Origin of the sequence: Amycolatopsis sp. NPDC051758 (assembly GCF_044453095.1) — a bacterium.
Taxonomy (GTDB): domain Bacteria; phylum Actinomycetota; class Actinomycetes; order Mycobacteriales; family Pseudonocardiaceae; genus Amycolatopsis.
Window position 1 is genome coordinate 197,794 of the sequence record NZ_JBITCJ010000010.1, and the last position, 18,646, is coordinate 216,439.

The following is an 18,646-nucleotide window of genomic DNA, read 5'->3' on the forward strand; positions in this document are numbered from 1 at the left end:
GGTGAAGACAGGCCAGCAGGCAGGACGATTTACTCTGTGAGAACGTTATGACAGGATATTTTAACGCGTTTCCGACGACTAGGAGTACAAGTGACTGCGACCCAGGAACCTGTGACGCCAGCCGCCGCCTTCGACCAGCCCTATGAATACGCTCGCGCCGAGCTGGTGGAACCCGACTGGCGCCGCTTCCCGGGCTGGCAGGACGTGACCGAGGCCGAGTGGCGTGACGCCCAGTGGCAGCGGGTGCACTGCATCCGCAACGCCAAGCAGCTGCGCGCACTGATGGGCGACCTGCTGGAGGAGCGGTTCTACGACGACCTAGCCGCCGACCAGCGCGAAATGGCGACCATGTCGATGCTGCTGCCGCCGCAGATGATCAACACGATGGCGCCGACGGCGGGCACCGACCCGGCGAAGGTGACCGAGGCCTTCTACGCCGACCCGATCCGCCGCTACATGCTCCCGGTGCGCAGCGACCGCGACCCGGTCTGGGCGAGCCACCCCCACTCGGAGCGCGACTCGCTGCACGAGGCCGAGATGTGGGTCGTGGAGGGCCTGACCCACCGCTACCCGACCAAGGTGCTGGCCGAGATGATCTCGACCTGCCCGCAGTACTGCGGCCACTGCACCCGGATGGACCTCGTCGGCAACTCGACCGAGCAGGTCGAGAAGCACAAGCTGACGCTCAAGCCGGTCGACCGCCAGGACGCGATGATCGCGTACCTGAAGAAGACCCCGGGCGTCCGTGACGTGGTGGTCTCCGGCGGCGACGTCGCCAACGTGCCGTGGCCGCAGCTCGAGTCGTTCCTGATGCGCCTGATGGACATCGAGACCGTCCGCGACATCCGGCTGGCGACCAAGGCGCTGGCCGCGCTGCCCCAGCACTGGATCCAGCCGAAGGTTGTCGAAGGCCTCGAGCGTGTCGCCGTCACCGCCCAGCGCCGCGGGGTCAACCTGGCGATCCACACCCACGTCAACCACGCCCAGTCGGTGACCCCGCTGGTGGCGGAGGCGGCCCAGACGGCGCTGAACGTGGGTGTCCGCGACGTCCGCAACCAGGGCGTGCTGATGCGCGGCGTCAACGCGACGCCGGCCCAGCTGCTGGACCTGTGCTTCGCGCTGCAGGGCGAGGCGAACATCCTGCCGTACTACTTTTATATGTGCGACATGATCCCGAACGCGGAGCACTGGCGGGTGTCGGTGCACGAGGCGCAGGAGCTGCAGCACTCGATCATGGGCTACCTGCCGGGCTACGCGACTCCTCGCATCGTGTGCGACGTGCCTTACGTCGGGAAGCGGTGGGTGCACCAGCTGGCCGACTACGACCGCGAGCTGGGGATCTCCTACTGGACCAAGAACTACCTGACCAGCGTAGACAAGGCCGACGCCGAGGATCGCGGCGAGGCGCTCCAGCGGCGCTACCCCTACTACGACCCGATCACCACCCTGCCCGAGGCCGGCCAGACCTGGTGGGCGAACCGGTTCCGCTGACGCCGACGCGTCACCGTTCGAGAAGTGTGCCAGGGGTGCCGTGGGGCCCGATCTGGGCCGTGCGGCACCCCTCCTGCCGTTTCGGATGTTTGGGCTGGTCAGAGCCGGTGCGTACCGGTTACGACCGATCGCCATACGGCCCAGAAACGGCCCAGAAATTCCACTGTGGACAGACGAGTGCCCCATGCGGCCACCTCTGCCTGCTGGGTCGACCAAATGCCCTAGCGTCTTCCTGTGATCTGATTAAATCAGTATTCACGTCGCAAAACTCTGGTAATAGCGTGATGCCAAATGGTTGCATTTCTAGGGCTATTTGTCGCCATTGAAACTGTCCAAAGGGGAATTGCGTGACCGTGCAAGTGTGGCCGATCAGGCCGGTGGCGTAGAGTAGTTTCGTCACATGGCTTGGCAAGGTGCCACCACAGAGCGTTACAGTCGAGCGGTCGTCAGACAGTCCGAGCTGCGGGAACCGACCGATGGCCGTCGGAGTGTAGGCCAGAAGCGTCAACCTCCGACGCGCTCGTCCTGTAGACGATGTGGGTGATACCCGGGGGTATCACCCACATTTTGTGGTTTCGGGAAGCTCGGCCCACGCAGCCGCCACCAATGCTCGGTGATGCCATGGCGCGTGCCCTTCGCGCGCGGTTGATGGCACCCTGAGAATGTGCCCAGGTTCGTAGCCTCCGCCGACCCGAAGGCGGCCCCGCGCCCCGACGTCGATCTGCGCCCGTCGATCGTGCGCGAGTACTCCACCAAGACATTGGCGTGCTACCGCGCCCGGCTCGGGCACTACCAGCACTGGTGCCGTACCCGCGGCTACCAGCACGGGACTGATGCGATCACGACCTCCAAGCTCGTCGAGTACGTCCACGACCAGATCAACCGCTGGGACGACTCCCCCGATGCTCCGGATCCCGCTGGCTACCCGCGATACCGACCAGACACTATCCGGCAGACCGTCAACGCCCTCATCTACTGGGCCGAACGCAGCACCGGCCAACCACCTGACGACCGCGCCGCCAAGGAAGCTCTCCGCCGCTTCGCCGACGACTTCAATCGGACCCATCCAGCAGCGTGGCGAGTAAGCGCGCGCCGATCGCCAAGGCCGAGACGCCAAACTATCCAGCGACCGTCCCGGTGAGGCTCGGCGTTGTACGCCCAGCGTGCTGAGTAGCCCGAACCCGCCTGTTGCAGAACTCTGCAACAGGCCGCCTTGCTGCTCGCGCACATCGCTGCGCCTCCAACCGCGTAGCAGCGCCTCGGCGTCACCCCGCGGAAGAACCTGCCGTGCGCGTTGCAGGCCGGAAGCTGCCACCCGCGTCATCAATCCCGCGCGACACCCAGGGCCCGGCTCGCCGGGCACCGTCAGCGCCAAGCGTCGGGTCAGCTGATCGACGTGCAGCGGTTGAACACCGCCGCCAGCTCGCTAGCGTGAACAGGTGAGTACAGATAGCCAGAACAGCCAGGCCGAATCGGCCCCGCATCGCTCAGGAGCGGCCTGGTCGCCCCAGGACAGCGCGACGCTGCTCGACGGGCTCCGCAACGGTGTCCCCCTCGACGACCTGGCCGAAACCTTGCAGCGCACGACCGGCGCGATCCAAGCCCGCTGCAAGAAAATGCTCCCGCCCGAACTCCAGACCACCGTGCAGCGAGCCGACGCCGACCTCAAACTGCGGCACCTGCTGGCGACCGACCCGGACTTCGATGCCGAAGCCAACCTCGACCACAACACCGCCCGCACATGGAACCCCACGCGAGACGAGATCCTGACCCAGGGCTGGCGAGACCGCCGCCCGCTGGCCGAGCTGGTCACCGCGGTGTCGACCTCCGAAATCGCCATCGCCGGGCGGCTGATCCGGCTGGGAATGGCGGCTAACAGCCTGGCCGTGGTCGAGCGCCTCGGCTGCGCACCCGGCGGCGCCCTGGACCTGCGCTGTCGCATGATGCGCGACCGCGCCGCTGCCAGCGTCTGGGTCCTCGTCGTCGACGGCCTGCCCGACGGCCGTCACGTATCTCTCCACGCCTCCCGAAGCGACGCCGGCGACCACTTCGTCACCATCACTCCGGACAGCGCACCTGCAGAGACTGTCACCGCCACCGTCGCCGAACGCGCACTCGGCTCACCCCACGGCACCGTCGAAACGCTGCACCACGAGCCGACAACCCGCAGCTGACTGGCGCGACCGGTAGCCCGCACCAAGGTCGGCGACCTCCGTGAGGTTGTTGCCCGCCTGGCCGCCGGGGGCCGGCTGGTTCTTCGGCAGCCAGGACCATGGTCGCGCGCCAGCAATTTGCGGTCCGGCACCGGCCAGGGGCTGGTGTTCAGGGCGTTTGGTCTCGCGGTGCGGGTGCTCTGCGGGGTGCGCGGTGGCGCGGGCGGGTGAGAGTTCTCGCACCAGCTGCCGAGGACCGGCCGTCGTCCCACGGAGCTGCAGGCGGCGAGGGCGTCCTCGGCGAACACGGTGTAAGGGCCGGGTTCTTCTTCTACGCAGTGCGCAGGTGCCAGGCCAGGGCTCGCGCGGCCGGCGTGTTCGTAGGCGTCGCCTCGCGGGTCGTCGATGTCCAGGTCGCGCTCGAGAACCCGCAGCTCAACTCACAGCAGGCCGGCCTGGTGCAGCTTTAGCAGCGCGCCGGCGACGCCCGGGGTGGCGCCGATCAGCAGCATCCGCAGGACACGGACAGCGCGATCGCCACGGCGATGGTTGCGATCGAGCACTGCGACCACGACGACGAACGAGATCAGCAGCAACACATAGCCGGCCGCCACCGCGATGAGCCACTCCGGCATCGCGCACCTTCCTCACCTTCAAAGATCAAGGTGAGGGCACGACCTTCGGGGCCCGCTCCGCTTTTTACACAGTGACGGCGTGAAGCACAAGGGACACGAACTTCGGTACGCCGAAACGGATGTGCTGAACAGCCAAAACTCGGCGTGCGGTTCGGAGGCTACCTCGAAATTCGCCTACCCGAGGGGCCGGACCAGCTGAGTGTCGGCCAGCGCGGACATGGCGCAGCCGATGGTGACGTCGGCGCAGCGCTGGGGAGATCGGCCAGCCGGTCATGCCCTCGATCCTGCGGCGGTCAGCGCAGGAGCTGGACGAGGGTGTCGATCAGCTGGAAGGGGACCTCGCCGGCGGCGGTGACGGTGTCCGACCGCTGTTTCACGTCGCCGAGCAGGTAGGGCTTGCTGACCTGGGCGATCAGCGGTTCCCCGTCGACGCCGACGGTCAGGTAGAGGGCGGTGGTGTCCACGAGCCGGGCGATCGTGGTGGTCTGCACGCGGGGGTTGGGGCTGGCGACGCGCCAGCCGCTGCCCAGGTACAGCGCGCGGGCCTGTGGGTCGACCTCGGCCCAACGGCGGTCACCGCCGGGCAGCTGACGCGGATCGCCACCGGCGGCCCGCAGCGCCCTGGTGGCCGCGGCGGTCGCCTTCGGCGGTGGCACGTCGCCGTCGAAGGCCTGCGCGGTCTCGTAGAGCACGAACCGGGTCCCCAGCGGCTCGGACGGCAGCAGGAACAGGTGCAGCAAGCCGTCGTTGCCGCGGCCGCGTCCGGCTTGCACCAGACGTACAAGCAGCAGCCCGCGTAACCGGGCCAGGCCCTCGTCGCCCAGTTCGGTCAGGTGGTGCAGCGTCCGCATGTCCTGCATTTGATCATGGGGAGGTCCTCGTGGCACGCGAAGAGCCAGCGTCGTCGGCGGATTCGTGAGTGCCCACGACTCGGACTCGAGTGGCCGGTCAGCTCACTCGGCCTGTCGTGCGGGCGGAAACAGGTCGGAGGGTTCCCGTCCACGCCGGCTTGGCGCCAGGCGGTCCGGGCGTCGGCCAGCGGGCATCACTCGCGTGCAGGAAGTGAGCGGCCAGGCAGTCGCCGACTAGGGCGAACGTGGTCGATGATGCTTCTACGCCCGAAAGCGACGCTTGTACGCGCGGACAGCCGGATGGCTCCGCACTCGGCGCCTGGAACTGGCACCTGCCGACTGCGGTGTGACACCCGGCTGCGCCGGATCGCCGCTGGTCAGGACTCCGATGGGCGCCGCATCAGGCGCCGCAGGTCGTCCTCGGTGATCTCGTCGCGCCAGATCGGCAGCTCCAGCATCGGCGTCCACGGCCCGCTGACCTGGCGGCCGTCGTCGAGCTGCACGAATCCGCGGAACCGCAGCGGCAACCGGGCCGTGGCCTGGCCGAGCTTGAGCATGCTGGACCGCAGCCGGTCCTGGTCGACCAGCCGCACCTCGTGCTGGTCGTTGCGGCTGAAGATCTCCGACGGCAGCAGGTAGACCGCCGTCGTCTCCGCGCTCGCTCCGCCGAAGTCGAACTCGAGGCCAGCCTGCCGTACCCGCAGCAGGCCGTGGTCGCGGATCTCCACACCGAGGTAGACGATCGAGGGGACGTCCTCGAAGGTGACCCGCCGGTACACATCCAGCGGCATCATCGCCGCTTCGCGGTTACCGCCGCGCCCGGCAAGCAGCTGCACCGTCGCGGTCCGTGCGGGCGTCGGCCCGGTCAGCGCGGTGATCGTCTCGCTCAGGGTGGAGACCTGCTGGAGCAACGCGGCCACGACGTCCTCGTCCAAGGTGGTGCCCGTCTGCCCGACCTGGATCTCCTTCCACTCCTCCAGCAACTCGATGGGGAAGACGTCGGGATTGTCGTCGACCATCTTGTGGTGCTTGAGGCACAGCAACAGCAGGTTCTCGAACTCGTGAACTGGCTCGTACCCAGGCACATGCCGAGGTCCCCGCGGCTTCTCCGAGCGGATGTGCGCGATCTCGACGGTTACCGTCATGAGTTTGTCGTACCGCTGCACCAGCCGCTCCGGGCAGTTCGGGAACGCGCACCGGCTGGCGCTGCCGAACAGCAGCCTCGTGGTCTGGTCACCTGGCCTGGACTTGCCGTTCGCCACGCTCAGCCGACCGCCAACGGCAGCCACACCGCGGCGACGAGCGCGCGCGGCGGGGTCGCACCGGACCCCAGTTCTCGGCTGGACGGCTGATGAGTCATCCCGGCATCGTAGCCATCGGCGGCAGAAGACCGAGGTTGTGCAGCGTCAACTTCAGGTCCGGGTAGCTGTAGTACTCACCCACCCCGGCGTCGTTCTCGCACTTGGCGACGAAGTCGGTGAACACCGGTCCGCGAGCGGCGCCCAGGTGCGCGGTCGCATGCACGAGCTGCACGGCCAGACCAGGCATGTCCCCAGCCTCCCGGCACTGGTTGTTGTCGTACCAGGCCGTGAGCGCCTCCGCTAGCGTGTCGAGCGAGAGGAACCCGGCGTGCTGCACCAGCAACCGCCCGATGCGTTCGCCGGTGCGCCAGCCGCCCGCCGTCCGCAGCATGTCGATCACCTTCGGCACGAAAAACTCGCTCGGCCGCGCGGCGATGACCTGCTCACGATGCGTGTCGCTGAGGTGGTCGAAGCGGACTTCCAAGCCGGGCAGCCGGCCGCGGGCATAGCTGCTGCCGACCAGCGCCAGCCACGACGCCACCTCCGGCGGCAACGGGTCCCACTGCCCCACCGAGATCGGTGTGTTCAGCAGGGCTTGGAATCGTGTCGCCAGCACCGGGTCGACCGAGAGCCAGAAGTAGTCGTCGTCGGCCATGCGGACCAAGGTCCGCAGCTGGACCGCACCGTCGAGCACCTGGAACCGCTCGCGCGTCTCGCCCACAGCGTCACGGACGGCGCCGCGGTTCACTTCGGCGAAGGCGCGCAGCGCGAACGCCATCCGGTCGGCGTGCGCGTCCGCCGGCATCCGGCCGTCCGGGTCGAGCTCGAGCATCGCCGCCAGCGCGGCGATCTTGATGATGCTCCTGCGGGTGGCGACCCGGACGCGGTCGTGGAAGGCGGCACGAATGTGCGCTGCGGAGGAGGCGAACAGCGGGTCGCAGATGAAGTTCTTGAACTCCTCCACCAGCTTGCGGCCTGCGTGGGCGGGTGGACCAGCAGGGTGGACAGCGCGATGGCCAAGTGCCCGCGGGCGGCCTCGGGGCGAGGGTTGTAGACCTCGCCCTCCATCCGCAGCGAGGGGTGCGAGCAGAGGTGGCGGTCCTCGCGGATGCGGTCCAACTCGCGCTTGCCGATGGTGTCGATCAGCTCGAAGTCCACCGCCTTGTCGACCAGCGAGGCCTCGATCGCCTGCATCGCGCGCACGCCCTCGGGCGTGAGGCCCTTGTCCTGCGCGTCGGTGACCTGCTGGCGGAACGCCTGGGCGCCCTTGTCTCCTTCGTCGGCCAGGCGGATCAGCTTCACGATGATGTCCGCGGTCACCGCCGACCAGGTCGCCGCGATGCTCGCGCGGATCGCGCCGGCGTTGTAGCAGCGCCATGCCTCCTCGGCGAGCGGCCGCACATCCGGACTCCAGACCTGCGCGACCAGCGTTTCCAGATCGACAGCCACGCTCAACCCCTTCCAGTTCTGCCCAGGTGCGAGCAGAAGGTCCAACCCTACGAGCCTTCGCCGCCAGGTAAAGCCGACATCCCGCCGCTCGACGGGGGCGTAGGAAGGAGAGGGACGCCTCGGCTCGCCGGGGACACGCCGTTCGCTACCCCTACTGCAAGGGAGGACACCTCGATGGCCGGCGCCCCGACCGAGGTACACCAGCGCATCGACGCCGAAGTCGCGCAGATGTCCGACGCGCTCGTCGACCTCAGCCGAGATCTGCACGCCCACCCCGAACTAGCTATGCAGGAACACCACGCCGTCCGGCGGTTGACGGCGTTCCTCGACGACAACTTCGCCGTGACCCAGCCCTACGGCGGCCTGGAGACCTCGTTCCGCGCCGACGCCGGCGACGCGTCCCCGATAATCGCTTACCTGGCCGAGTACGACGCTGCCCGGCATCGGGCACGGCTGCGGCCACAACCTGATCGCCGCGGGCGCCGTCGGCGCCGCGACGGCGCTGCGGCGGGCCGCGCCCGAGTTGCCCGGCAAGGTCGCGTGCATCGGGACGCCTGGCGAGGAAGGCGCCGGCGGCAAGGTGCTGCTGCTGGAGGCGGGAGTGTTCGCCGACGTCGACGCCGCGCTGATGTTCCACCCCTCCGACCGCACCTGGCCGATCCGGCACGCCACCGCGTCGGTGTCCCTGACGCTGGAGTGGCACGGGGTCGCCGCCCACGCAGCGGGAAGCCCGCAGGACGGCCGATCCGCGCTCGCCGCGGTCATCCAGTTCTTCACCGGCGTCGACGCACTACGCCAGTTCGTCCCGGAGACCAGCCGGATGCACGGCATCATCGCCGACGGCGGCCAGGCCGCCAACGTCATCCCCGACTACACCCGCGCCGAGTTCACCGTCCGCGCCGCCACCACACCCGAGCTCGACGTCCTGCGTGAGCGTGTCACCGCCGTCGCCCACGCCGCCGCGGCCGCGACCGGCACCACGGTCACCGTCACCGCCGGCCTCGTCGACCGCGAGCGCAAGAACAACCACACCATCGCCGACCGGGTCGCCCACCACCTCCGCCGCCAGGGTGTCACCGTCGAACAACCCGTGCTGCGCGGCGGCACCGGATCCTCCGACATCGGCAACGTCTCACTCGTCCTGCCCGCGATCCACCCGTACATGCAGGTCATGGACACCGGGACACCGACGCACTCCCGCGCGATGACCGATGCCGTCATCCAGTCCCGGGCCCACACGGCGATGCTGCAGATGGCAACGGCGCTCGCCTTCGCCGATCCGGCCCCGTTCGCTGCCGTGCGCGAGGAGTTCGCCACCAGGGGCCCTGACCTCGCAGCCGGATGACGCCCAGCGCCTTGGCCGACTGCAGGCGCCCCGCTCCCGAACTCGCGATCGGATCGACACGATCACGGCGTAGCCCTGTAGCCCCCTCGGCTGGTGTGCTCCTGCGCCGAGCCGGCGATCAGCTTGAACGCGTAGGGCGAAGGTGAGTCGTCGCCGATGAGCCGGCGGAACTCTTCGTCCACGGCGACCAGGAATTCCAGCCCGTCCTCGGCCCCAGGTGGCGGAGGTTGTCCGGGCGTGTCCGCGGCCTTGAAGAGCAAGTTGGTCCAGCGGTTCTCGACCACGGACCAGACGACCAGATGGGTCGGAGCGAACAGCATCCAGACCGCATCGACGCTGCCCGGCAGATCGGTCAGCGGCTCGAGGTGGTGCGCGATGACGACGTCGAGGACTTCGGCGTGCAGGTGATCCAGCTGGTGGGCGATCAGCATGGAGATGCGCGCGCGGTCCGGCGAAGACTTGCGCTGCAGCTGCTCGGCGGCGTCGCCGAGCATGTCCTGGCCGGGGCCGGCGACGATGTCGTTCGCCGACACGATCCGTGTGACCATGGTCCGCTTGCGCGGCTCCTGGCCGTGAGCCAGGTCCTCGTCGATGGCGGCGTCGAATGCCCTGACCGGTCCGCGCAACGACTTGACCTCGACGTCGGCGAACCGTGCGTCAGCCCGCCCGGTCAGCGCCGGCCGCCACTCCGCGGGCAGGACACCGAGGTCGAACACCATGTCCGGCCCGCCGTCCTTGTCGGTCGCGATCGGGGGCCCGCCGAGGAACGCCGAGGCGAGCACCACGGCCAGGTGCTCGCCGGAACGCACCTTGAACCCGGACGCGGTGTCGACGCCGAGCGCGTCGATCACGCCGGCGACCGCGGCCCACACGGTCTGATACGGCACTGCGACGACGTAGCTGCCCGCCGCGCGCTTGTCCGTCGTCGCCACATCCTGCCACCGAGTCGCACCGGCTCAGCGGTCTTCCGCCGTACAGCTACGCGCTGCCGAGTTTGCGCTGGAGCTCCGTCCACAAGAACGACGGCGCCGTGCCCGAGCTGTAGCAGGGCAGACCCTGCTCCGACCATCCCGACGGCTGCCCCATCGACCGGCTCCTCCCCATGCGACCAGCTTGGAGTAGAGCGCGTCGCGCCCGTCCTGGCCAGCGTGCCGCGCCGACGGTGCCGGCCGTTCCACTCGAACGTCGGCAGCACCCGCCAGAGGCACAACGGACGGTGAGACCCCGCTGCTACTGCTTCTCGGCCGTGTGGGTGGCCCGGTAGATCTCCAAGGCGTGGCGCAGTCCGGCCGTGTCCAGCAGCAGGTCCACCATCGGGTCCACCGGCGGGAGCGGCTCGCTGCTGAGCGCGTCGGCGACCTTGGCCAGTGCGGCGTCGGGCATCCGGGAAGCGGCCAGCTGCTCGACCAGCCGCGGGTAGCGGGCCCGCGTCACCGCGCTGAACAGCGCGGCCACTCGCGCCGCGTGCGGCACCTCGGTGGTTCCGCCGTCGGCATCGGCTTGCTCGGCGGCGACCTCGGCCGGGTCGGGCCCGGTGTAAGGCAGGACGGCGCGGATGACCTCGAGTGTGCCGGGGCCGATGTTGGTGACCCCGAGCATGGCCGTGTCGGGGCAGGCCTGGACCTCTTCGGTGCAGGCGAAGCCGCCGCGGGTGAGCTGCGTGTAGCCCCGGCCGAGGCCGTCGGCGGCCTGCAAGATGGCCTGCTTGACGGTGTGCAGCGGGGTCCGGGTCTCGGGCATCGGCTGCAGCGTCCACCCGGTCACCGCGCCGGAGCCGTAGAGGTGGCGCAACTGCTCGGCCATCTCGCTGGCGCCGATCACGTGCAGCACCCGGGCCGGCACGACCCGGCTGACGCGCGCGGTGCCGTACGGGGAGTCCTCGGCGAGCCGGTCCCCGGCGACTTCCCAGTGCTTGCCACGGTCGTAGAAGTCGAACGCTTCCGCGATCCGGCCGGCTTCCTGCTCCGGGGTCCGGACCGTCGGCGCGCCCGAGTCGTCGACGTCCTTCGCCACACCCGTCCCCTTGGTCATGGCGCCCGCGCACTTCGTGCCTGCGCGGCTCCGCCGTCGGCGACCCTAAGCCCGGCGCCGACTTCACCGGAGCACTCGGCGTGGGCGCGGCGTGTCCGAGCCGGCAGGGTGTGGCCTGCGCCGAGAACCCGGGACGCTCGGGTAGTCTTGCGAGCCTGGCAGTTGCGAGCCTCGCCGGATCGGATCGACGCCCACGCCGTCCCCGAACACCCGGTCAAGGTCCCCAGCGGATCCCGCAGCCACACCATCGAAGACCACACCGTCACCGGCTTCTCGCCGCGCGGTGCGTGGGACCGCGCGCTGAAGGAAACCCGCGATGACCCAGCACGCCGACCGTAAAGCCCGCATCCGCGCCTACCAGGCCGCGCACCCGGACGTTCCCTTCACCGCCGCCGCCCGCCATGTCGACGCCGCCGACATCACCGCGCGTCTGGCCGCGTTGCCGCCCGGCCCGCAGAACGCACTCGCGGCGCTGCTGGCCACCCTCCCCCACAACGACGAGGCACTCACCGTCGCCGCCTGCCTCGCCGCGCGCCTGACCCCAGACCCGGAGGCCGAGCGGCTGGCCCGCCTCACCACGGCCGCTGAGGAGGCGAGGAGGAATCCGCCTGCAGGGTTGTCAGCTAGCCGCCGTCGTGCGCTGGAACAGGCCTTCCGGGCCGCGCAGGACGATGAAGACTGGTACCTCATGGGCAGCGATTCCGACTACCCCGATCCGTACATACCGGAACGACGCGCGCTGCATGCGGTCGCGACCGCGCTGCGGTGCGCGGTCGCCGTCAGCGATGGTGGCCGCTTCGCCGGCGCCGCGGCCGACGTCCTGGATTCGCTCATGCTTGACTTCACCGCGGACGCCCTCCGCGGACGCCGCTATGCCCTCGGCACTATCCCTGCCACCGCGGCAGCTGGACCGGCTGCTCGAGATGCCCACGCAGCCCTGCACGCTCTTGCTGCCGCGGCCGACATTCCGTGGCGGGGCGACGAGGAGTGGACGGCATGCATTCAGCTGCTCGAACAGGCCCGTGACCTCGTCCGGGCCGCGTCTGCGCGCGGTTGGCCGCGCGCCGACGTGCCCGAGTAGAACAGCTTGGTCCTTGACTGCCTGAGACGGTCAGCACGTCGTTGGCCGCCTCGGGAGTCATCGAGCAGAGCACCTAGGGTCCCTCGCTGCCGTCCGGCAGCCGGTGATCGCCCGATCGTGTCGATCGTCGGTTTGCGAAGCTGCTGCGATGAGCACAACGAACATGGGCACGGCGACAGCCTCGGCGCGCACGCCGTATGGCGGCACCGAGGCGATCGAGTTCACCGGGCCCGACCGGCCGGGCCGTGTTCGCGGCGGCCGCTGAGTGGTGCGGGCCGCGCGAACGCACGATGATCATCCGCGCGGTGACCTACGACGTCTACGCCCCGGCCGATGAGAACGACTGCGCGCTCACGATCGTCTTCGAGCCGATGTAGAAGCCGGCCTATGGACTGCCGTAGGCGCAGATCGTCAGCGATCGATCGCAGCGGCGAAGTGGGTTGCATTGCCGCCCTGGCCGCACCTGAGGCAATGGAAGGTGCCGTGCGCCGGACGGACGATGAAGGCTGGGACCGCGGATCCACAGAACGGGCAGACCCCGCGCAGCCGGTCCCCGGTGTGCGGCATCAGTGTCACGTGCTGACCGACCACGGCGACGATGTCGCGGGGCTCCGGGCCGGTCGCGGCGGTGACAGACATGCTGGTAAACCTACGCCGTCGCCCGGCGTCAACCGCGATCGTTCTCTGCGTCGAACGGTGGAATGCGGAGGTCGAAGACCTCCAGCCCCCCGCCGGGCGTGGTCTTCCCAGGAGCAGGTGAGGGTGGTGCTGCCCAGATGGCGGTAGAGCGCGGCCAGGTACGGGACGCCGGCGGAGAACCCGGCGCTGACGGCGATCAGCAGCCTCCACTCCGCCAGCCGCAGCTCTCCCCGTCTCAGCGCGGCGATCTCGTCTCGCAGCGCTTTCTCGGCTGCGGCGAAGGCCTCCATCTCCGTGTCGGTCGCCGCGAGCCTCGCCGGATCGGTAAGCACGTCCTCGTAGGCAGCCAGTACCTGCTTGGTCCGGCGCAGAACCTAGTTTGCGGATTCGGGATGGTCGGCGAAGTCTGCTGATCGAGCTTGAGAACCAAGTCGGAGCTCTTGGCGGCAGGCATCGATCAGGGCCTCGAAGGCAGCGTTGAAAGCTCGGACAAAGCCTTTATAGTCGGGCTTTTCGCCGTCCGTGGGACGGAGCCCGGGCGAGTACCAAACGGCGAGATCCTTGCAGACGCCGATCAGCTGTCGTCCGGCGATGTCGACCTCGGTGCTGCTGCCGATCATGACCAGCGTGTAGACGTCGTGGAGATCGTGGTGGATGCGATGGAAGTCCTTCTGCTCAGCGGTATCGTCGACCACGGCCGGATCCTCGGTCGGTGCGTGGAACTTGGGCTCCAACGCGAGCATCACGGTGAACAGCCGCGTGTAGGCGGCGTGGCGTTCGGAGCGCCAGGCGAGGTCGACGTCGCGGTCGTGTTGCAGCCGCAGCTTTTCCATCTCGCGCTCGTGGCGAAGGTCTTCCCGTTCACGCTCGCGTTGCCAGCGGCGGTCTTCGCGTCGTGAGGCGATGAGCTGGCCGCCCCAGCTGCCAGCGAGAGCGCCGGCGAAGCCCAGCACTGCTGCCCACCAGGTCATGATTCCCCCTGTTCACCGACGTTGACGAGCGGGCCGATCCAGTGTGCGTGACTTGCGGTCCGAATGTCAGCTTCGGACGATGAGCAAGCCCTCGAGCGCTCTCGTCGTCGTGCCCGCCGCGTTCAGCTCGACGGCCTTGGCCGCTTCCCGCTGCCGGACGGTCCGCAGCGCCGGATCGAACTCCGAGCGCGGTGCGGTTCCCGGCGCTGCGCCGGGCGGCAGTCCGGACTTGACCTCGACGACGTGGTGTTCCCTCTCGGGCCCGCGCGCCGACCTCGGCGGGCACGTCGTCGAGCAGGTGCCCGCCCAGCGGCGGCGTGCGGCCGCGCCGAGGATCGCGAACCCCGGCGGCGCGAGCAGGTGGCCCAGCAACACCACGCTCGGCGTGCCGTCCGCGGCGGCCAGCCGCACCCAGGTTCCGGCGAGCGCAACCACCTGGTGCTCGACGCCGTCGAACAGCACGCGGTCCTCGACCTTCAGCAGCTGCATCACGCGGTCACCGCCACATCCGCACCTCCCCGTCCCGCTCGTCTGCGACCCCGCCCTCGAAACCGTGCTCTCATCCTTCACCAATGAGGGACGCGATCCCGGCAGACCTCCGGCATCAGCTTCGTGAGTGCCGCATCAGGCAGCGCGCGACGCGCCATCAACTCCGGCTCCCTCGCAACAGGTCCGCGAGACAGGACATCCGGCTGTCCGGTCTCGTTGCACATGATGCCTGCTTCTTCTCACGACCTGCGTGGACTCAGTTTGGTTGAGACCGCTGCGGGCGCGCTGGTCTCACTAAACGTGCTTCCTGTGGAAGCCGTCCGAGCCGACAATTGCCCGGCCCAGTCCCATCGGTTCGTTCGTCGATGCGGCCGCGGATGAACGCGTTTGCGGAATCCTCCAGGTTGGCATCATGACCGGCATGAAGATTGGCGATCAGGTCGTGTTCTTGGACGATGAACCCGTCCTCGACCTACCCGAAGGCACGCCGGCAACGGTGATCGCCGTACGCGGGCCCGACGACATCGAGTTCCAACTCGCTGACGGCCGGGTCTTCACCACGCTCGAGTCATCGCTCGGCCCCGCGCCCACGGCCTGACCCACCCCGCCCCGGTCAGTTCCCGAGCGGTGACGTCGAGGATCCCGGATCGTTGGGACTCGTCTGCACCTTCGGGCTGTCGAGAATGGCGTCGATCGCCGCGCGCACGGTCGGCCCGCCTCTGGCTGTCGTTACGCGCTGCCGGGTGGCCGGCTTCGTCACCGTCGTCGCCATGGACCACCCGGCGATCCCCGACCTACCGGATAACGTGCACGAGTCGCGAATCGCCTGCCGGGCGGCCGCCGCAGGTCGCCGCCCGCCGCAGGGGAACATCTTGCCGGATAATGGTCCGTTATCTGGTAACTGCCTGGTAGGCAGCGGCGTGGTTCAGGTGTGGTCGAGGTCGTCGAGTTGGCGTTGGACGCGCTCGGCGTCGGCGTCGCGGCCTTGGTCCCGGTACAGCTGCAGCGCTTCCCGCCACACCGTGCGGGCCTGCTCATGCTGACCGAGGGCGGCGTGGGGATGGCCCACGCCGTCGAGGGTGTCCGCGACCGCGTAGGTGTCGCCGAGGGTGTGGCGCAGGGTGAGGGCGTGGTGGTAATGGTCGAGGGCCTGGTGGTGGTCGCCGGTGTGGTGGGCGATGTAGCCCAGGCTGTCCCGGGTGGCCGCCTCGCCGCCGGGATCGTGGTGGTGTTGGTGCAGGGTGAGGGCGGCCTGGCAGTGCTCGCGGGCGGTGTCGAACCGGCCCAGGCGCGCGGCATACCAGCCCACCACGTTGAGCGTGTCGGCTTCCCGCACCGGGTGGTCGAGTGCGCAGTAGAGGTCGAGGGCGTAGTGGGCGTGCTCCAGGGCCTGCCGGTCGTCCCCCCGCTGTTCCCAGGCGTACGCGAGCACCCGGTGGGTGTGGGCCTGTTCGGTGGAGTCGTGGTGGCGCAGGGCCAGGTCCAGGGCCCGCTCCAGGTGGGCGGTGGCCTGCTTGTGCAGGCCCAAAAAGGAGCAGGCATGGCCAAGGAACCGGTGGGTGCGGCCGCGGGTGGCGGGGTCGGGCAGGTGGTCGGCGGCGTGCAGTGCGGCCTGCCACGTGGCGATCTCGTCGTGCCGATGTCCCCGCCGCTGGTGGAAGGCGTGCAGGTTCCAGGCCAGGTGCCAGACGGTGTGGTGGTGGCCGAAGGTGGCGGCGGTGCGCTGGGTGGCCAGCAGGGTGGCGTGTTCGGCGTCCAGCCAGGCCAGTGCCGTGTCGGTGTCGGGCAGCGGGTGCGGGTGCACGCCGGGCGCGGGCGGCTCGGGCGACAGGAGCTCGCGGTGGGGGTTGAGGAGGCGGTCGGCGGCGTGGGCGGTGTGCAGATGGAAGTCCCCTGCCCGGGTCAGGGCCGCTTCCCGCACGTGCCCGGGCAGGGTGGTGTGGGCGGTGTCCTTGGCGTAGCGGCGGATCAGGTCGTGCATGGCGTAGCGGCCGCCCGGCCGCCGTTCCAGCAGGGAGGCGTTCTCCAGCCCGTTCAGCGCCCGGCGGGCGAGGCGGTCGGGCAGGCCGGTGAGGGCGGCGGTGGCGGGCGGGGTGGTGTCGGGACCGGGAGCGATGCCCAGCAACGCGAACACGGTGCGCTGGGTGTCGGTGAGCCGGCGTAGGGACCAGGACAGCACCGTGGGCAGGCTGGCGGCCGGGTCGGTGTCGTGGTCAAGCGCCTCCAGACCGAGGTCCCGCAGTTCGGCGGCGGCCTCGGCCAACGCAGTGCCGGGGCGGCTGCCGGCGGTGCGCGCGATGATCGACAACGCCAGCGGATGTCCGCCGCACAGCCCGATCAGCTCGTCCACCGCCTCGGGTTCGGCGGCGACGCGGCCGGCGCCCAGGCGGGCGGCCAGCAGGCCGCGGGCCTCCTCGGGGGACAGGACGTCCAAGGGCAGGTGGCGGGCACCGTGCCGGTCGATCAGCGAGTCCAGCCGGTGCCGGCCGGTGACCAGCACCGTGCAGGACGGCGAGCCGGGCAGCAGCGGTGCGATCTGGTCGCTGGTGGCGGCGTTGTCCAGCACGATGAGCATCCGCCGCCCGGCCACCAGGCTGCGATAGAGCGCGGCCTGGGCGTCGAGGTCGGCAGGGATGCGGTTCGCCTCGACGCCCAAGGCGTCGAGGAACCCGCGCACCGCCACCGCCGGGTCCATCAGGTCGCCGGTGGGGCTGAAGCCGTGCAGGTCGACGAACAGCTGCCCGTCGGGAAACCGCTCCAGATGCCGGTGTGCCCAGGCCAGGGCGAGCCAGGTCTTGCCGATGCCCCCGGCGCCGCCGATCGCCGAGACCAGCACCGTCGTCCCCGCATGTGCCGGGTCGGTGCCTGGTTCCTGCGGTGCGGCGGTGTGGGTCAGGGCGCGGTCCAGGCGGGCCAGTTCCGCGGTCCGGCCGGTGAACAGTCCCGGCGCGGCGGGCAGCTGCCGCGGGATGGCCGGCGCGGGTCGTGGTGGTGGCGGGTGCAGGGTCAGGTTGCCGTGCACCACACCGACGGCGGCACCGTGATCGGTGGCGACGAGGTCACCGTGGATGCTCGTGGTTACCGCGGGGCCGGCGTCCGGGGTGGTGTCAGGGTGGGGCGGGTCGGGCGCCGACGCGGTGTGCCCGTGGTCCGCGTCGGCTAGCGAGGGTTGCGCGGCTGCTGCGCCGAAGGCGGTGATGAGCCGATGGACAGGTGATCGCCGGTGGCCGCGCCGATGGTGATGCCGGATCCGGAGCCGTGCACGTCGCCGGCGATGTGCACCCCGCGCGGTCCGGGACCGTCGCACCGCGCGTGTGTGTCGGGGACGGTCGCAGGGCCGGTCGGCGCGGTCTCCGGTGCCGGGGTGTCCGGTGGGCGTTGGGTGAGGACGGTGGGGTCGGCCGGGTAGGGGTGGTCGGGCAGGGCGATCCAGGCGCGGTCGTGGAAGGACTTCACCGTCACCTCGACGGGCCGGAACGTGGCCGGGTCCAGGGTGGTGGAGTTGCGTACGACCTCGTCGAAGACCAGCCCGGACACGATCATGGCCAGCACGCCCGGTGAACCGGTCAGGGCGTCGCGGACCGGGGCTGCATCCAGCAGCCGGAACGCCGCGACCATCGTGGGCGAGGTCGCGCCGTGTTCGTCGAAGGCGACCTCCCCGGCGTGCACTGCCAGCCGCAGCCGGGCGCGCGCGGCGGTAGGGCTCGTGCTGTTGTGACCACGTATTGCCCGCACCAACGCCTCGGGCAGCACCTCGAGCAACGGTGCCTTCGGGTACTCCGGCGGGACCAGCACCACCACACCGTCCCCGGCGTCTCCGTGCCAGCACGCCTGCAACGGCACCCCGGCCGCCGCCAGCGCCTCGGTGACCACCGCGTACATCCCAGCCCGGGTATCGAGCTGGTGCGGCAGCGTCCGGCTGGCGGCGCTGTAGCCCTCCACGTCGACCAGGACCATCGTGCGGTGAACCGCGTGCCGACCCGTACCCGCCATGCCGACCCCCCGAAGGCAGAACCGCGTGCTGCGCCGATGAGCCACAGTTCTATCGGCCGGCGGCGCGGGTTCCGCGTCATGTGACCACTGGTCGCTCGTTCGGCCCTGCGAGTCCACCCGACCGGGCGACACGCCCCGATTCGCTGGCCAATGGGCGGAACAGGGCGTCCCAGTGGCCGTTGGGGTCGCGGCGTCGTCAGGACCCCGACAATGCCGT

General features: G+C 69.9%; 20 protein-coding genes. 7 read left to right on the plus strand and 13 right to left on the minus strand.

Features of this window, described 5'->3' with window-relative positions:
* Window positions 1-90: 90 nt before the first annotated feature.
* From ACIA5G_RS39025 to ACIA5G_RS39035, 3 genes are all read left to right on the plus strand, one after another.
* Window positions 91-1,491, plus strand: a complete 1,401-nt coding sequence (locus ACIA5G_RS39025; RefSeq protein ID WP_395932677.1) for a KamA family radical SAM protein — start codon at window positions 91-93, stop codon at window positions 1,489-1,491.
* 664 nt (window positions 1,492-2,155) lie between these two features.
* Window positions 2,156-2,632 carry a hypothetical protein gene (locus ACIA5G_RS39030; protein WP_395932679.1) on the plus strand — a complete coding sequence of 159 codons (477 nt, stop codon included), beginning with the start codon at window positions 2,156-2,158 and terminating at the stop codon, window positions 2,630-2,632.
* Between the two features lie 298 nt (window positions 2,633-2,930).
* On the plus strand, window positions 2,931-3,665 hold the full coding sequence (locus tag ACIA5G_RS39035) for a hypothetical protein (RefSeq protein ID WP_395932681.1): 735 nt from the start codon (window positions 2,931-2,933) through the stop codon (window positions 3,663-3,665).
* A gap of 419 nt (window positions 3,666-4,084) precedes the next feature.
* Here the strand turns inward: ACIA5G_RS39035 and ACIA5G_RS39040 are convergent, their stop codons facing one another.
* The 6 genes from ACIA5G_RS39040 to ACIA5G_RS39065 form a co-directional block, all read right to left on the minus strand.
* Window positions 4,085-4,279 carry a hypothetical protein gene (locus ACIA5G_RS39040; RefSeq protein WP_395932683.1) on the minus strand — a complete coding sequence of 65 codons (195 nt, stop codon included), beginning with the start codon at window positions 4,277-4,279 and terminating at the stop codon, window positions 4,085-4,087.
* A 293-nt stretch (window positions 4,280-4,572) separates the two neighbouring features.
* A complete protein-coding gene (locus tag ACIA5G_RS39045) occupies window positions 4,573-5,130 on the minus strand; it encodes a hypothetical protein (RefSeq protein WP_395932685.1) in 558 nt (185 codons plus the stop codon).
* A 377-nt stretch (window positions 5,131-5,507) separates the two neighbouring features.
* Entirely contained in the window at window positions 5,508-6,275 is a 768-nt protein-coding gene (locus ACIA5G_RS39050) for a hypothetical protein (protein WP_395932687.1), read from the minus strand.
* Window positions 6,276-6,486: 211 nt separating this feature from the next.
* Entirely contained in the window at window positions 6,487-7,263 is a 777-nt protein-coding gene (locus ACIA5G_RS39055; protein WP_395932689.1) for a hypothetical protein, read from the minus strand.
* On the minus strand, window positions 7,176-7,880 hold the full coding sequence (locus ACIA5G_RS39060) for a hypothetical protein (RefSeq protein ID WP_395932691.1): 705 nt from the start codon (window positions 7,878-7,880) through the stop codon (window positions 7,176-7,178). The genes ACIA5G_RS39055 and ACIA5G_RS39060 overlap by 88 nt, the downstream gene beginning before the upstream one ends.
* A 279-nt stretch (window positions 7,881-8,159) precedes the next feature.
* Entirely contained in the window at window positions 8,160-8,426 is a 267-nt protein-coding gene (locus tag ACIA5G_RS39065) for a hypothetical protein (RefSeq protein WP_395932693.1), read from the minus strand.
* Between ACIA5G_RS39065 and ACIA5G_RS39070 the strand changes: the two genes are divergently transcribed.
* A complete protein-coding gene (locus ACIA5G_RS39070; RefSeq protein ID WP_395933065.1) occupies window positions 8,350-9,225 on the plus strand; it encodes a M20/M25/M40 family metallo-hydrolase in 876 nt (291 codons plus the stop codon). The genes ACIA5G_RS39065 and ACIA5G_RS39070 overlap by 77 nt on opposite strands.
* Window positions 9,226-9,287: 62 nt before the next feature.
* Here ACIA5G_RS39070 and ACIA5G_RS39075 read toward each other — a convergent pair whose 3' ends face one another.
* Window positions 9,288-10,157, minus strand: coding sequence for a hypothetical protein (locus ACIA5G_RS39075; protein WP_395932695.1), 870 nt, complete (start codon window positions 10,155-10,157; stop codon window positions 9,288-9,290).
* Window positions 10,158-10,455: 298 nt separating this feature from the next.
* Window positions 10,456-11,256 carry a hypothetical protein gene (locus ACIA5G_RS39080; RefSeq protein WP_395932697.1) on the minus strand — a complete coding sequence of 267 codons (801 nt, stop codon included), beginning with the start codon at window positions 11,254-11,256 and terminating at the stop codon, window positions 10,456-10,458.
* 316 nt (window positions 11,257-11,572) lie between these two features.
* On the opposite strand from ACIA5G_RS39080, the gene ACIA5G_RS39085 reads away from it, so the two are divergent.
* A complete protein-coding gene (locus ACIA5G_RS39085) occupies window positions 11,573-12,337 on the plus strand; it encodes a hypothetical protein (protein ID WP_395932699.1) in 765 nt (254 codons plus the stop codon).
* Between the two features lie 245 nt (window positions 12,338-12,582).
* Complete coding sequence (locus tag ACIA5G_RS39090) at window positions 12,583-12,714, plus strand: hypothetical protein (RefSeq protein ID WP_395932701.1); 132 nt, start codon at window positions 12,583-12,585, stop codon at window positions 12,712-12,714.
* 34 nt (window positions 12,715-12,748) lie between these two features.
* Here the strand turns inward: ACIA5G_RS39090 and ACIA5G_RS39095 are convergent, their stop codons facing one another.
* From ACIA5G_RS39095 to ACIA5G_RS39105, 3 genes are all read right to left on the minus strand, one after another.
* Entirely contained in the window at window positions 12,749-12,976 is a 228-nt protein-coding gene (locus ACIA5G_RS39095; RefSeq protein WP_395932703.1) for a CHC2 zinc finger domain-containing protein, read from the minus strand.
* Between the two features lie 374 nt (window positions 12,977-13,350).
* Window positions 13,351-13,947, minus strand: coding sequence for a hypothetical protein (locus ACIA5G_RS39100; protein WP_395932705.1), 597 nt, complete (start codon window positions 13,945-13,947; stop codon window positions 13,351-13,353).
* A gap of 66 nt (window positions 13,948-14,013) precedes the next feature.
* Entirely contained in the window at window positions 14,014-14,439 is a 426-nt protein-coding gene (locus ACIA5G_RS39105) for a hypothetical protein (RefSeq protein ID WP_395932707.1), read from the minus strand.
* A gap of 409 nt (window positions 14,440-14,848) precedes the next feature.
* Between ACIA5G_RS39105 and ACIA5G_RS39110 the strand changes: the two genes are divergently transcribed.
* Window positions 14,849-15,034, plus strand: a complete 186-nt coding sequence (locus tag ACIA5G_RS39110; RefSeq protein WP_395932709.1) for a hypothetical protein — start codon at window positions 14,849-14,851, stop codon at window positions 15,032-15,034.
* Between the two features lie 327 nt (window positions 15,035-15,361).
* On the opposite strand, the gene ACIA5G_RS39115 is transcribed toward ACIA5G_RS39110, so the two are convergent.
* The gene (locus ACIA5G_RS39115; RefSeq protein ID WP_395932711.1) at window positions 15,362-17,461 is read right to left on the minus strand and encodes an ATP-binding protein; all 2,100 of its coding nucleotides are present in this window, start codon (window positions 17,459-17,461) and stop codon (window positions 15,362-15,364) included.
* A gap of 134 nt (window positions 17,462-17,595) precedes the next feature.
* Complete coding sequence (locus ACIA5G_RS39120) at window positions 17,596-18,429, minus strand: hypothetical protein (protein WP_395932713.1); 834 nt, start codon at window positions 18,427-18,429, stop codon at window positions 17,596-17,598.
* Between the last annotated feature and the right edge of the window lie 217 nt (window positions 18,430-18,646).

Bases quoted from the DNA above. Each gene is read 5' to 3' on its own strand.
- ACIA5G_RS39040 (WP_395932683.1), bottom strand. From the start codon at position 4,279: ATGCCGGAGTGGCTCATCGCGGTGGCGGCCGGCTATGTGTTGCTGCTG.
- ACIA5G_RS39045 (WP_395932685.1), bottom strand. From the start codon at position 5,130: ATGCGGACGCTGCACCACCTGACCGAACTGGGCGACGAGGGCCTGGCC.
- ACIA5G_RS39050 (WP_395932687.1), bottom strand. From the start codon at position 6,275: ATGACGGTAACCGTCGAGATCGCGCACATCCGCTCGGAGAAGCCGCGG.
- ACIA5G_RS39055 (WP_395932689.1), bottom strand. From the start codon at position 7,263: ATGCTCGAGCTCGACCCGGACGGCCGGATGCCGGCGGACGCGCACGCC.
- ACIA5G_RS39065 (WP_395932693.1), bottom strand. From the start codon at position 8,426: ATGCACGCGACCTTGCCGGGCAACTCGGGCGCGGCCCGCCGCAGCGCC.
- ACIA5G_RS39080 (WP_395932697.1), bottom strand. From the start codon at position 11,256: ATGACCAAGGGGACGGGTGTGGCGAAGGACGTCGACGACTCGGGCGCG.
- ACIA5G_RS39085 (WP_395932699.1), top strand. From the start codon at position 11,573: ATGACCCAGCACGCCGACCGTAAAGCCCGCATCCGCGCCTACCAGGCC.
- ACIA5G_RS39095 (WP_395932703.1), bottom strand. From the start codon at position 12,976: ATGTCTGTCACCGCCGCGACCGGCCCGGAGCCCCGCGACATCGTCGCC.
- ACIA5G_RS39100 (WP_395932705.1), bottom strand. From the start codon at position 13,947: ATGACCTGGTGGGCAGCAGTGCTGGGCTTCGCCGGCGCTCTCGCTGGC.
- ACIA5G_RS39110 (WP_395932709.1), top strand. From the start codon at position 14,849: ATGACCGGCATGAAGATTGGCGATCAGGTCGTGTTCTTGGACGATGAA.
- ACIA5G_RS39120 (WP_395932713.1), bottom strand. From the start codon at position 18,429: ATGGCGGGTACGGGTCGGCACGCGGTTCACCGCACGATGGTCCTGGTC.